The sequence below is a fragment of the Pantoea sp. PGP6 genome, from assembly GCF_053474785.1.
On sequence record NZ_JBQBMA010000001.1, the window covers coordinates 3,700,404 to 3,714,169 of the forward strand.

Annotated in this window: 12 protein-coding genes; 4 read left to right on the forward strand and 8 right to left on the reverse strand. The window is 58.5% G+C overall.

Annotated features, from left to right (window positions below; translation table 11 throughout):
* Position 1 precedes the first annotated feature (1 nt).
* Positions 2-700 carry an urea ABC transporter ATP-binding subunit UrtE gene (gene urtE, locus ACLIBF_RS17985; RefSeq protein ID WP_031376037.1) on the forward strand — a complete coding sequence of 233 codons (699 nt, stop codon included), beginning with the start codon at positions 2-4 and terminating at the stop codon, positions 698-700.
* Positions 701-714: 14 nt separating this feature from the next.
* Here the strand turns inward: urtE and ACLIBF_RS17990 are convergent, their stop codons facing one another.
* The 3 genes from ACLIBF_RS17990 to rbsK are packed head-to-tail and all read right to left on the reverse strand — an operon-like array spanning position 715 to position 3,977.
* Positions 715-1,728, reverse strand: a complete 1,014-nt coding sequence (locus ACLIBF_RS17990; protein WP_069728459.1) for an aldose 1-epimerase family protein — start codon at positions 1,726-1,728, stop codon at positions 715-717.
* Positions 1,725-3,050 carry an L-fucose:H+ symporter permease gene (fucP, locus tag ACLIBF_RS17995; protein ID WP_046289179.1) on the reverse strand — a complete coding sequence of 442 codons (1,326 nt, stop codon included), beginning with the start codon at positions 3,048-3,050 and terminating at the stop codon, positions 1,725-1,727. The genes ACLIBF_RS17990 and fucP overlap by 4 nt, the downstream gene beginning before the upstream one ends.
* Before the next feature lie 9 nt (positions 3,051-3,059).
* A complete protein-coding gene (gene rbsK / locus ACLIBF_RS18000) occupies positions 3,060-3,977 on the reverse strand; it encodes a ribokinase (RefSeq protein WP_031376039.1) in 918 nt (305 codons plus the stop codon).
* A gap of 386 nt (positions 3,978-4,363) precedes the next feature.
* Here rbsK and deoR point away from each other — a divergent pair, with 386 nt between their 5' ends.
* The gene (gene deoR, locus ACLIBF_RS18005; protein ID WP_031376040.1) at positions 4,364-5,128 is read left to right on the forward strand and encodes a DNA-binding transcriptional repressor DeoR; all 765 of its coding nucleotides are present in this window, start codon (positions 4,364-4,366) and stop codon (positions 5,126-5,128) included.
* A 2-nt stretch (positions 5,129-5,130) separates the two neighbouring features.
* Here the strand turns inward: deoR and ACLIBF_RS18010 are convergent, their stop codons facing one another.
* Complete coding sequence (locus tag ACLIBF_RS18010; protein WP_031376041.1) at positions 5,131-6,078, reverse strand: 2-hydroxyacid dehydrogenase; 948 nt, start codon at positions 6,076-6,078, stop codon at positions 5,131-5,133.
* A gap of 186 nt (positions 6,079-6,264) precedes the next feature.
* Here ACLIBF_RS18010 and ettA point away from each other — a divergent pair, with 186 nt between their 5' ends.
* Positions 6,265-7,932 (forward strand): energy-dependent translational throttle protein EttA, encoded by a 1,668-nt coding sequence (gene ettA / locus ACLIBF_RS18015; protein ID WP_072051008.1) that lies wholly within the window; start codon positions 6,265-6,267, stop codon positions 7,930-7,932.
* Between the two features lie 48 nt (positions 7,933-7,980).
* Here the strand turns inward: ettA and ACLIBF_RS18020 are convergent, their stop codons facing one another.
* Positions 7,981-8,877 (reverse strand): LysR family transcriptional regulator, encoded by an 897-nt coding sequence (locus tag ACLIBF_RS18020; protein ID WP_448310413.1) that lies wholly within the window; start codon positions 8,875-8,877, stop codon positions 7,981-7,983.
* 95 nt (positions 8,878-8,972) lie between these two features.
* On the opposite strand from ACLIBF_RS18020, the gene ACLIBF_RS18025 reads away from it, so the two are divergent.
* A complete protein-coding gene (locus ACLIBF_RS18025; protein WP_448310213.1) occupies positions 8,973-9,974 on the forward strand; it encodes a zinc-binding alcohol dehydrogenase family protein in 1,002 nt (333 codons plus the stop codon).
* Between the two features lie 40 nt (positions 9,975-10,014).
* Here the strand turns inward: ACLIBF_RS18025 and nadR are convergent, their stop codons facing one another.
* The 3 genes from nadR to serB all read right to left on the reverse strand — a co-directional run bounded on the left by nadR (position 10,015) and on the right by serB (position 13,715).
* On the reverse strand, positions 10,015-11,256 hold the full coding sequence (gene nadR, locus ACLIBF_RS18030; RefSeq protein ID WP_031376045.1) for a multifunctional transcriptional regulator/nicotinamide-nucleotide adenylyltransferase/ribosylnicotinamide kinase NadR: 1,242 nt from the start codon (positions 11,254-11,256) through the stop codon (positions 10,015-10,017).
* A gap of 85 nt (positions 11,257-11,341) precedes the next feature.
* A complete protein-coding gene (gene radA / locus ACLIBF_RS18035) occupies positions 11,342-12,724 on the reverse strand; it encodes a DNA repair protein RadA (RefSeq protein ID WP_031376046.1) in 1,383 nt (460 codons plus the stop codon).
* Between the two features lie 13 nt (positions 12,725-12,737).
* Positions 12,738-13,715 carry a phosphoserine phosphatase gene (gene serB, locus ACLIBF_RS18040; RefSeq protein WP_031376047.1) on the reverse strand — a complete coding sequence of 326 codons (978 nt, stop codon included), beginning with the start codon at positions 13,713-13,715 and terminating at the stop codon, positions 12,738-12,740.
* Positions 13,716-13,766: the final 51 nt, after the last annotated feature.

Below are 13,766 nucleotides of genomic sequence, written 5' to 3' on the forward strand. Positions count from 1 at the left end.
GATGTTACAGGTTACTGAACTGAATCAATATTATGGCGGCAGTCATATTTTGCGTGGCCTGTCGTTTGAGGTAAAAGTGGGCGAGATCACCTGCCTGCTGGGCCGCAACGGCGTGGGCAAAACCACGCTGCTGAAATGTCTGATGGGGTTAATCCCGGCTAAATCGGGTGAGATCCGCTGGCAGCAGCAGAAGCTTAACGGCCGTAAACCGCACCAGCGGGTGCAGTCCGGCATTGCTTACGTGCCACAGGGTCGGGAGATTTTTCCGCGGCTGACGGTGGAAGAGAATCTGCTGCTCGGTTTGTCCCGCTTTCCGGCATCGCAGGCTCGCCAGGTGCCGGATGAGATCTACCAGCTGTTTCCGGTGTTGTTTGCCATGAAGTCGCGGCGCGGCGGCGATCTGTCCGGCGGCCAGCAACAGCAGCTGGCGATCGGCCGGGCGCTGGCCTGTCGGCCGCAGCTGTTGATCCTGGATGAGCCAACCGAAGGGATCCAGCCGTCGGTGATCAAAGAGATCGGCGCGGTGATCCGTCAGCTGGCGCAGCGCGGGGATATGGCGATCCTGCTGGTTGAGCAGTTTTATGACTTTGCGGCTGAACTGGCGGACAGCTATCTGGTGATGTCGCGCGGTGAAATCGTGCAGCGTGGCCGCGGCGACAGCATGGAAGCCGATGGCGTGCGCGGCCTGGTGGCGATTTAGGCCGCGCATCGGGTTTACAGCAATCCGGTCTCGACGGAAAAGTGGCGTTGTTCGCCGCTGGCGAGGGTGATTAAGCTGCCCGCCTGCTGCGCCGCCAGAAACCCTTCCGGCCGACAGGTGGCCGGCAGGATATAGGCCGCGACCTGTTGGTCGGCATTGTGCAGCAGCCAGCGGGTGGCGTGAGGAAACTGAGCGGTAGAGAAGCGCGTCATCATGGCGTATCCCGCCGGCGCGTGCAGCTCAAACTGCACCTCATCGCCATACTGCGGCAGATCGTCGGCGAAAAAGACGATCTCCGGATCGCATAACTGTGGCTGATCGAGCTGCTGCAACGCCTGCGGATCCTGCGCCAGCCGTGCGGTGTAGTCGCGCCAGGCGGGCGTCGGCCGTAAATGTGCCGGTATTGAGGTGCGCAGCCGGAATGCCCGATCCGGGATCGACTGCCGGAAACGTCCCTGCGCAATCCAGCTGCTGTTGAGATGACACATATACTGCAACGGCATCGGCGCACCGGCCAGATTGGTGACCGTCATCTCAATCTGCAGCCGCGGCCGATCGGCGTGCAGGCGTACCGCCGGTGCGGCCAGATAGTGATGGCCGAAGCCTTTGACATATTCACACTCGCCCTCCAGCGACAGCGTATCCGCGTCCAGCAGCAGCCACGCACTGTCCATCCGGGCGCAGGGCATTTCGCCATGCAGCGGATGATCGTCCTCGGGCGACGGACAGCCGTTAGCCAGCAGTCCGGAGTGGAAAGCGAAACAACCGTAAGTGTCGATGATCGAATTGCCGGGCAGCGGCTGCTTAAAGCTGTTGCCCATGGTCAGCGTATGCCCTTCAAACTGCACATCCCAGATCATCTGACCAAAGAACGGCAGCACCGTCACCGACCCGCGCCGGTTATGGATCCGCACCGCTTCAATCCCCGCCGGATAACGGAACAGTTCCACCCGGAAGTCATCGCTCTGCAGCAGAACCTCAGGGGTAAAATGAAACTGCTCACGGCGCAACGGTAAACGGGTTTTCATGATGCATCCTCCACCAGACGACCGCCGGACACGGTCTGTTTCTTGTGGCGCAGTTCGCCATAGAAGTAAAAACCGACCCAGGCGAAGCAGAGCAGCGAGACGCCAAACGCCAGCTGCATTGAGCCAACCGAGTCTGAGACCAGCCCCTGCAGCGCGGGCACAAATGCTGCACCGACAATCGCCATCACGATAAACGCCCCTGCCACTTCGGTATACTTATTATCGACCGTCGCCAGGGTACCGGCGTAAATGGTCGCCCAGCAGGGACCAAACAGCACGCTGACGAACACCGCGGCGTAAACGGCGGTAAAGTCAGGCACCAGCATCACATAAGCCAGCGTCAGCACCCCCAGCACCGAATAGGCGATCAGCACTTTTTCAGCGCGGAAACGGGTCATCAGGAAGTTCGCCACGAACTTGCCGATAAAGAAGCAGATAAAACTGTAGATCATGAAGTTAGAGGCGTGACGTTCATTGGCTGCGCCCAGCGTCAGCGCCAGACGAATGGTGAACGACCAGACCGCTACCTGCATCCCGACATAGAGAAACTGCGTCACGATGCCGCGTTTAAAGTGACGGTTGGTCGCCAGATAGCGAAAGGTCTCCGCCAGTGAAGGCAGCGATGTTTCGTTACTTTGCGGTTTGCAGCGCGGATAGCGGGTGAACATAAACAGCAGCATCACCACCACTAACACCATCACCAGATATTTGTAGGGTTCCAGCGTATGCTCCAGCATCGTCAGGCGAAACGCATGCGCCTGTTCAGCGGTCATGGTCGCCATCTGGCTCTGCAGGCTGTCCCCCTCCTGGAACACCAGATATTTACCCAGCACGATGCCCATCAGTGCGCCAATCGGATAGAACGTCTGGCTGATGTTGAGCCGCAGAGTTGCGTGATCCCGATGCCCAATCATTGAGCTGTAGGTATTGGCCGCGGTTTCCAGAAAGCTCAGGCCGATGGCGATGGCAAAGATCGCCGCGAGAAACATGGTGTAGGTCGCCATGTGCGAGGCGGGATAAAACGCCACGCAGCCCAGGATGTAGAGCGCCAGCCCGGTCAGGATCGCCAGCTTGTAGCTGGTTTTGCGGATCACCAGTGACGCCGGGATCGCAATCAGAAAATAGCCGCCGTAAAAGGCACTCTGTACCAGCGCGCTGGCAAAATCGCTTAAGGCGAAGACGCTTTTGAACTGGGTAATCAGGATATCGTTAAGGCTGGCAGCGCAGCCCCACAGCGGAAACAGGCACGACAGCAGAATGAACTGAAAGCGCGGCGTTTTATTCAGGTAGCCATCCGATTGCTGAACAATTTTCTGTTGCATAGCATCACCTCAGTGAAGATTAAGAAAGCGCTGAAAACCCTCTGCGTCGGGATAGGCGCGCTGGGTCCCGCGTCCGGTCACGCTGCAGGCGGCATAGGCCGAAGCCTGGGTCATGGCGGCCGCGATATCGCCGGTTTTAACCAGCAGGTGAGCAAAACAGCCGATAAAGGCATCGCCGGCACCGCTGGTGTCGACCGCCCGGACTGGCGTTGCCGCCACCCGGTGCACCGTATCGCCGTTCATCCATACCGAACCGCGGCTGCCCAGTGTGATAATCAGGTTTTTCAGACCGCGCTTCAGCAGCGACCGCCCGGCAGCGATCACCTCCTCATCGCTGGCTACCGGCAGACCGGTGAGGATCTCCAGTTCGGTTTCATTAGGCATAAAGAAGTCACACTTGCAGGCGTAGTGGATGTCGAGATCGGCCACCGCTGGCGCAGGGTTCAGGATCACTTTTATCTGATGCTGACGGGCAAAATCGATGGCGTAATAGACCGTTTCCAGCGGGATCTCCAGCTGCAGAATGATCAGCTGGCAGGCTTTCAGCGCCTCAGCGGCGGCGTCGATATCGGCCGGCTTCAGCTGCTGGTTGGCACCTTTAATAATCAGGATGCGGTTCTGTGACCGATCGTCGACAAAGATCGGTGCCACACCGCTTGAGGTGCCCGCCGCCGTAGTGACGAAGCGGGTATCCACGCCCTGCTGTTGCAGATTCGCCACGGTATTGGGCGCAAACAGATCGTCGCCCACTTTGCTGACCATCATCACTTTCGCGCCCATTCGGGCGGCAGCAACCGCCTGGTTAGCCCCCTTTCCGCCACAGCCAAGGGCAAAATCGGGTGCTTCAAGGGTTTCGCCCGCTTTCGGCAGGCTGTTGGTATAGGTAATCAGGTCGACCATGTTTGAGCCGATGACCGCGATATCCATGACTGTTTTCTCCGGATGTTTTTTAACCATCAAATGTTATAAAATTAACAATAACAATTCTCAAAGGTTAAATATGTGATAAAAACCACATCCTGAAGGCGCAGATCTGCCAATATATGCCGAATTACGGCCGCTCATCGTGTTACGATTGTAACAATCAGACATTACCGGACACCACCGCGCCGGACGCCGCCTGGCCGGTTTGATATCACCGCCGGACGGTAGCGGATGAGGTTTGCGGGGTTTAGCCGTTGCAGGTAAGATTGAAAATCAGCCTGGCGGAGAGGACGCAACTCCTTAAAATCTGTTAGGTTTGTCGCGATGATTACGCCGGTTTCCGGCTCCCTCAATCAGCCCAGCAGGATACTGAACAGACAGAGATGACCATGGAAACCCGGCGCGACGAACGTATCCACAAGCTGACTCAGGCGCTTAAACGCACCGATAAACTGCATCTGAAAGACGCAGCTCAACTGCTTGGCGTGTCAGAAATGACCATTCGCCGCGATCTTAGCGAGCCCGCCTCCAGCGTGGTGCTGCTGGGCGGCTATATCGTCAGCGACCCGAAGAGCCACGCCAGCCACTACTTTGTTACCGATCAGCACGGTCAGAATGCCGCCCGAAAACAGCGGCTGGCCCAGGCTGCGGCTAGCCTGATCGGTGAAAATGACACGGTATTTTTCGACTGCGGCACCACCCTGCCTTATATCGTCGATGCGATCCCGGACACCCTGCCGTTTACCGCGATCTGCTGCGCTATGAATACCTTCCTGGCGTTAAAGGAGAAACCGGCCTGCAATGTGATCCTCAGTGGCGGCGAGTTCCACGCGGATAATGCGCTGTTCACACCGATCGGCGGCCATTCGATCCTCGACGATCTCTGTCCGACGCTGGCGTTTATCTCGGCGGCCGGGATCGACAAAGATCAGGGTGCAACCTGCTACAACACCAATGAGCTGGCGATGAAGCACCACGCGATGCTGCGGGCGCGTCAGTGCATTTTAGTGGCTGACAGCAGCAAATATGGCAAGGTGCTGCCGGCCCGCATCGCCGAACTGCGCCGCTTTGATCTGCTGGTCAGTGACAGCGCGCCCGATCAGGCGCTGCAGGACTGGCTGGCACAACAGGCGATTCCGCTGCGCCTGCCGTAAGTTCACGCCCAGCGGTTTGCCACCGCTTCGCCGTCACGCAGGCGGCGCAGGTTGTCACACACTCCGCTCAGGTTGCCCGCCAGAGAGATATCCGTGACGCCGCCAATGTGCGGCGTGGCGATGACGTTATAGCGAAACACCTCATCCTGCGGATCGGGCGGCTCCTGCCAGAATACATCCAGCCCGGCCCCGGCCAGCGACCGGTTTTTCAGCGCGCTGAGAAAGGCCGCTTTGTCGATTAATCCACCGCGACCAAGGTTGATCAGAAAGCTCTGCGGTTTCATCTGCGCCAGCGCCGTGGCGTCAATAATCTGGTGAGTCTGCGGGTTATCCGGCAGGCTGAGCACCACAAAATCGGCCTGCTGCAACAGCTGCGGCAGTTGTGTCATGTCACCCAGCCACGCCAGGCCGTGCTGGTGAGCGAAAGCCGCATCGGCTTCACGCCTGACGCCGATCATCCGCATGCCAAACGGCCTGAGCCGCGCCGCCAGTGCTTTGCCGATGCCGCCTAAACCGACCAGCCCGACCGTTTTGCCCTTCAATCCCAGGCCGACCGGCTGGCCCAGCTGCTGCTGCGCCAGGCAATCAGCGATTTCGTGATAGCGACGCGCCAGGCCAATCATCATCCAGATACCGAGTTCTGCCACCGAATCGGCATTGCCTGAGCTGTCGGACGGCACATTGGCGACCATGATGCCGCGCTGTTTCGCCGCCGCGATGTCGATCCCCTCCAGCCCGGTGCCCGCCTGCTGGATCAGCGCTAAGCGATCGGCGGTCGCCAGCAGCGCCGCGTCCACTTTGCACATGCCGGGGATCAACGCATCGAAGCCGGCGAGACTTTCGGCGGCGTGGCCTGCCGAGGCGACAAACTCCACGTCCGGTAGCCGCTGACGAATAGACGGAATCAATCCGCCCCAGGCGTGTTCATCTGCTGCGATCAATACTCTCATCGTCACTCTCCCGGTTTTTAAGGCAAAAAAGCAGCATAGTGTCGGGGTTGTGCGGAAATCAAACAGTTATCCCGAACTGCGGCACGCATCGGAATATTCGCCGCGGCCCGACTGTGATTAGACGGTGAAAAAGGCTAAACTTCGACATCATCCAAATGACCAACAGACCCAGAGGCTCAATACAACGTGGCTCAATTCGTCTATAGCATGCACCGCGTCGGCAAAGTCGTTCCGCCGAAGCGACACATCCTGAAGAACATCTCCCTTAGCTTCTTCCCGGGCGCCAAAATCGGCGTACTCGGCCTGAACGGCGCGGGTAAATCCACCCTGCTGCGTATCATGGCCGGCATCGATAAAGATATCGAAGGGGAAGCGCGTCCGCAGCCTGGCATCAAGATTGGCTACCTGCCGCAGGAGCCGCAGCTTAACCTCGAACATACCGTGCGCGAGTCCGTTGAAGAGGCGCTGTCTGAAGTGGTTGGCGCGTTAAAACGCCTCGACGAAGTCTATGCGCTGTATGCCGAAGAGGGCGCGGACTTTGACAAACTGGCCGCTGAGCAGGGCCGTCTGGAAGAGATTATCCAGGCACATGATGGCCACAACCTGAATACCCAACTGGAACGTGCGGCAGATGCGCTGCGTCTGCCAGACTGGGAGGCGAAAATCGCCACTCTCTCCGGGGGTGAACGTCGCCGCGTCGCACTGTGCCGTCTGCTGCTGGAAAAGCCAGACATGCTGCTGCTCGACGAACCAACCAACCACCTGGACGCCGAATCTGTCGCCTGGCTGGAACGCTTCCTGCACGACTTCGAAGGCACCGTGGTGGCGATTACCCACGACCGTTACTTCCTTGATAACGTTGCCGGCTGGATTCTGGAGCTGGACCGTGGCGAAGGCATCCCGTGGGAAGGTAACTACTCTTCCTGGCTGGAGCAGAAAGATGCGCGTCTGGCGCAGGAAGCCTCTTCTGAAGCGGCCCGCCGCAAGTCGATTGAGAAAGAGCTGGAGTGGGTTCGTCAGGGTACTAAAGGCCGTCAGTCTAAGGGCAAAGCCCGTCTGGCGCGCTTCGAAGAGCTGAACAACACCGAATACCAGAAGCGTAACGAAACCAACGAACTGTTTATTCCGCCTGGCCCACGTCTGGGTGACAAAGTGCTGGAAGTCAGCAACCTGCGTAAATCGTACGGTGACCGCGTGCTGATCGACGATCTCTCGTTCTCCGTACCGAAAGGGGCGATTGTCGGCATCATCGGTCCGAACGGCGCCGGTAAATCGACGCTGTTCCGCATGATGTCCGGTCAGGAACAGCCTGATTCCGGCAGCATTGTGCTGGGCGATACCGTCAAACTGGCGTCAGTGGATCAGTTCCGTGACAGCATGGATAATTCCAAAACCGTGTGGGAAGAAGTCTCCGGCGGTCAGGACATCATGCGTATAGGCAACACCGAAATGCCAAGCCGCGCCTACGTCGGCCGCTTTAACTTCAAAGGCGTCGATCAGGGTAAACGCGTCGGTGAGCTGTCGGGCGGTGAGCGTGGTCGTCTGCATCTCGCCAAGCTGCTGCAGGTTGGCGGCAACATGTTGCTGCTGGATGAACCTACCAACGACCTGGATATCGAAACCCTGCGCGCGCTGGAAAACGCCCTGCTGGAGTTCCCAGGCTGCGCGATGGTGATCTCGCATGACCGCTGGTTCCTCGACCGCATCGCGACCCACATTCTGGACTACCAGGATGAAGGCAACATCGAATTCTTCGAAGGTAACTTCACTGAATACGAAGAGTACAAGAAGCGCACCCTCGGCGCTGAAGCGCTGGAGCCGAAGCGTATCAAGTACAAGCGTATAATTAAGTAACAGAACAGTGTTAAAGGCGGCAGCACTGCCGCCTTTTTTATTGCTCGATTAACGATAAAACTCCCTGAACACCGGCGAGTGCAGCGCGAACTCCACGAAGCGTGCCAGCGCCGGGGAATTGAGTTTACGTCCCGGATAGACCAGCCACAGCTCATTTCCTTCCATCTGCCACTCCGGCAGCACCGGCACCAGACGCGGGTCCGCCATCATTCCATCGGTGAGAAAACGCGGCAGCAGCGTGATACCGGCATCGCCGAGCGCCGACTCACGGGCATAGATCAGATTATCGGTCAGATGCGCGGGCGGCAGCAGCCAGCGATAAAATTCCTCATCCCGCTGTAATACCCATTCATTCCAGGCACGATGGGCGATGCAGCGATGGGCAGAAAGCTGTTGCGGATGAATAATGGGTGGATGCTGATCAAGATAGTGCTGCGAGGCCACCAGCAGCCGCTGGCAGTAACCGACCCGACGACCAATCAGCGATGACTCCTGCGGCTGACCGGTGCGCAGCGCCACATCAAAGCCCTCCTGCACCAGATCGCGAATATCATCTGAGATCGAAATATCCAGCGTCACATCGGGATAGAGCCGTAAAAACGCCGCATTGCAGCGCGCCAGCAGGGTTGCGCCGATGCCCGCCGGGCTGGTGATGCGCAGCCGGCCGCTGGGGTTTTCACGCAGGCTGGCGATCGCCTGATCGGCACGTTCGCTGGCCTGCATCATCTCCTGGCAGTGCAGCAGATAGCGCTCACCGGCAAAGGTCAGGTTGAGCTGGCGGGTGGTGCGATTCAGCAGCCGGATGCCGAGTCGTTGCTCCAGCTGGCTGATGCGCTGGCTGACGCTCGATTTTGGCAAACCGGCGCGTTCCGCCGCGCCGGTAAAACTGCCGCACTCCGCCACCAGCGCGAAAAGAGCCATGTCCTGCCACTGACGAAACGCTATTGTTCACCTCAGACGAACACTCTATGAAAGATTGTCCATCTTATCACCGCTAAATCCAGGTTCTACACTTAGCGTAACAACACAGGAGATCCACTATGTCTATTCGCGCTATTGCTGTTAATCCAGAGAGTCCTGAGAACTTCATTGAAATCTTGCCCGAAACCCCGACGCCAGGCGAGTACGACCTGCGGGTTGAGGTCAAAGCCGCCTCGGTCAACCCGGTCGATACCAAAGTTCACAAAGGCGCAATCAAAAACGGGCTGCAGGCACCGCGTATTCTCGGCTGGGATGCCAGCGGCGTAGTGCTGGAAGTTGGCAGCAAAGTCAGCAACTTCAAGCCGGGCGATGAAGTCTACTATGCTGGCGATCTGACCCGTGCCGGCAGTAACAGCACCGAGCAGCTGGTCGATTCACGTATCACCGGCCACAAGCCGAAGAGCCTCGACTGGGCGCAATCGGCGGCGATCCCACTGACGGCACTGACGGCGTGGGAAGGATTGTTTGAGCGACTGAATCTCGACGCGGCGACCGCAGATCAAACGCTGCTGATCGTGGGCGGCGCTGGCGGTGTCGGATCGCTGGCGATCCCCCTGGCGAAGCTGCACAGCAAGGTGAAAGTCATTGCAACAGCCTCGCGCGAAGATTCGGCGCAGTGGTGCCGCGATCGCGGTGCCGATCTGGTGATTAACTACAAAGATATGCCGGGTGAACTGGAGAAACAGGGGATTAAGCAGGTCGATTATATCTTCTGCCTCAACGATACCGACGGTCACTGGGAAACCATGGCGAAGCTGATTGCGCCGCAGGGCCACATCTGCACCATCGTTGAGAACGAGCATCCGCTGTCGATGGATCAGCTGAAGCTGAAAAGCGCTGCGCTGCACTTTGAGCTGATGTACACCCGCAGCATGTTTAACACGCCGGACATGGCGCGCCAGGGTGAAATTCTGGATGCCGTGGCAGCCTTGCTGGATGAAGGTAAGCTGCAAACCACGCTGAGTGAGACGCTGCAGGGCTTAAGCGTTGAAACGCTGAAAGCGGCCCATCAGCGGGTGCTGGAAGGCCATATGCGTGGCAAGGTCGTGATGGTCTATTAATCTGTCCGCCAGGGGGGCCGCGCCGGTCCCCCTGGTTCGATCACGGCTGGGCGTTCTTCTCGCCCAGCATCGCTCTCACCAGTTCAATGCAGCGCAGGAAACGGGTGTCGTAATCATCCTCACGCACATGCACAAAATCGATATTGTTTTCACGCAGCATCGTCACCAGCATCGACTGGAATTCGCGACGATCGACTGAACTGCCCAGACTGCGCAATCCATCCGCCACCCACGGCACATTGTTCTCAAGCAAAATGACTAAATCGAAGCGATATTCGTCGATCAGTGCCTGAACAAAGGGATGTTCGCGCCCTTCGTACTTCAGGCAGAACGCCTGGGTCGTCACGAAATCGGTGTCGATAAACGCCACCTTGTTGGCATATTTTACCGCGAAATCGATGTACTGCGCCTGACCGAGCGCGATTTTGTCGTAGTCCGAATATTGCAGCGCCATTTCATCGCCACCGAGGTGCGAAAAGACATAGTCGCGGCCATATTCCCAGGCACTGGTGGTGTTGAAAATATTAGCGAGCTTATTCACCAGCGTCGATTTGCCGCTTGATTCCCCGCCCAGTATCGCCACGGTGCGGACAAAGAACGGCTTCACTTCGGTCGGGATATATTCCCAGAAGCGGAACGGATCCTGACGGATCTGCGCGCCGCTGATGCTCATGAAAGATCGGTCGGGATCGACCAGCACCGTCCGAATCCCCAGGTGCTGCTGATACATCTCCGCATCAGGCGCTTCGCTGGTGTAAATGCAATCCGGCGCGATGCCGTGCTCGCCGAGAAACGCGCTGACCCCTTCACTCCAGACGTCCCAGCCGTGCGGATACGGCTCAATCCCCTCCTCGTTAAAGGCGTGGATACGGATGTTTTTCTGATATTTAAAGGTCTGTAGCAACCAGCGCAGTCGGTCGCTGACCGTCGGCTGCTGCGACATGGCGCTGTTATCAAACAGCTGGCGATCGCGCGGCTCGTCATAGCCCATGATGATGTGCAGCTCATCCACCTGACTACAGGCGCGCTGAATCAGATAGATATGGCCGGTGTGCAGCGGGTAAAACTTGCCGAATACCACGCCGACCGTTTTATCACGGCGCGGAAACTCCAGTCCGAGAAAGCGGTGCAGTGCTTCCAGTTTCTGCGCGCTGGGGCTTTTGATTTTGGCGTTGAGCAACTGGCTCAGATAGCCTTTGGTCATGCCGCTGGCATCAGCGACCTGTTGCAGCGTGTGGCCCTGCTGGCGAATGGCCGTTTTCAGATAATCAAACGACGACATGTCGTGCCTCCTGCGTGAATGCGTATAAGGTTGAACGCGCCGCCCTCGCCCGCTGACGGCAAGCCATCAGCGGACGCCAGCCGCATTACAGATCGTCGAGAATCGCCAGCGCGTCGGCCAGCTTCTTCGCGCTGAAAACCTGCATGCCATCGATCGGTTTTTTCGGCGCATTGCCAGCCGGCACAATGGCGCGTTTAAAGCCATGTTTCGCCGCTTCCGAAATTCGTTCCTGACCGCTGGGGACCGGACGGATTTCGCCCGCCAGCCCCACTTCGCCGAAGATCACCAGATCCTGCGGCAACGGGCGATCGCGCAGACTCGATACCATCGACAGCATCAGCGCCAGATCGGCACTGGTTTCGGTCACCTTGACCCCGCCAACCACGTTAACGAACACATCCTGGTCCGCCATCTGCAGGCCGCCATGACGATGCAGCACCGCCAGCAGAATCGCCAGGCGGTTCTGTTCCAGCCCGACCGCAACGCGACGTGGATTGCCCATCATCGAATGGTCCACCAGCGCCTGAATCTCCACCAGCAGCGGACGCGTCCCTTCCCACAGCACCATCACTGAGCTGCCGGAAGTGACCTCTTCGCCGCGCGACAGGAAGATAGCCGACGGGTTGCTGACTTCACGCATTCCCTGCTCGGTCATGGCGAAAACGCCTAACTCGTTGACCGCGCCGAATCGGTTTTTATGGCTGCGCAGGGTGCGGAAGCGGGAGTCGGCATCGCCATCCAGCAGTACCGAACAGTCGATGCAGTGCTCCAGCACTTTAGGACCGGCCAGCGAGCCATCTTTGGTGACGTGACCGACCATAATGATCGCCACGCCGCGCGTTTTGGCGAAGCGCGTCAGGTAGGCGGCAGTTTCTCGCACCTGCGCCACGCTGCCCGGCGAAGACTGAATCTCCGCCATGTGCATCACCTGGATCGAGTCGATTACCATCAGCTGCGGCTGCTCCTGCTCGGCGATCAGGCAGATCTGCTCGATGCTGGTTTCCGACAGCATATTGACGTTTTCGGTGGGTAATCCCAGACGATGGGCGCGCATCGCTACCTGTTGCAGCGACTCTTCCCCGGTGACGTAGAGGGTTTTCATCCCTTCCGACAGGCGGCACATCACCTGCAACAGCAGGGTCGATTTACCGGCACCCGGACTACCGCCGATTAAAATGGCGCTGCCCGGCACTACGCCGCCGCCGAGAACCCGGTCAAACTCTTTAAAGCTGGTCGAGAAGCGCGGTAGCGCCTCCAGACTGATTTCGGACAGCTTCTGTACCCGACTGGTACCGGCACTGCCCGCATAGCCGCTCAGACGCTCGTTACGCGCCGCAGCAGGCGAGGCGGCAATCCGCACCTCGGTGATGGTGTTCCAGGCGTGACAGGCGCTGCACTGCCCCTGCCAGCGTGGATAGTCTGCGCCGCATTCGTTACACACAAATGCGCGTTTTGCCGCTTTGGCCAAATCAATACCTCAGTTAACGCTCTTCATGGATCAGGCTGCCGGAGAGGATGCAGAACACCCCCATCAAATCGGCATGGCGAATGGTGACCGCAGTCTGCTCATTCACCTTAGGTTTAGCATGGTAGGCAATGCCCAGCGCTGAGGCTTTAATCATCAGCAGGTCATTGGCCCCATCGCCGACCGCGACGGTCTGTTCCGGCGCGATGTCAAAACGCTGCGCCAGCTTTTTCAGCGTATCGGCTTTGTATTGTGCGTCGACAATCGGACCCAGCAGGTTGCCGGTCAGTTTGCCGTCGCGAATTTCCAGTTCATTGGCCACTACCGCCGACAGATGCAGCTTATCGCGCAGGTATTCGGCGTAATAAGTAAAGCCGCCCGAGGCAATCGCCACCTGCCAGCCCAGCGCCTGTAATTTTTGCGTCAGGGTAGTCAGGCCCGGCATCAGCGGCAGCGCATCGCGCACCTGCTTCAGAATATTAGCATCGGCCCCCTGCAGGGTCGCCACCCGCTGACGCAGGCTGGCAGTAAAGTCGAGTTCGCCGCGCATCGCGCGTTCGGTCACTTCTGCCACCAGCTCGCCACTGCCAGCCAGTTTTGCAATCTCATCGATACACTCGATCTGAATGGCGGTCGAGTCCATATCCATCACCAGCAGGCCCGGCGTTTTCAGGTGCGGGATTTTGCCGAGTGGCGCCACGTCCAGTCCGGCGTCGTGCGCCAGTCTGCTGGCGAACGGCGTCAGCGAGCCAGCCAGGCGAATCACCTGATATTCATCTACGTTCCAGGCACTGACGATCACCATCGCCGCACCCAGCCGGTGCTGGTAATCGGTCAGCCGTTGCTTATCCAGCCCGCGGCCATACAGTAGCCAGCCAGTCCGGCCAGCGCGATAATCCAGCGGCATCACTTCATCACCGCTAAGGGAAAGGGGCAAACCCGGCCAGAGGGAAACATCGGCGGGCAGATCGCACCAGGTTAAACGATTTGGCATCACAGCTCCTGTAGGGACAACAAAACCACGCAAGAGGCTACCTTGTCTGCG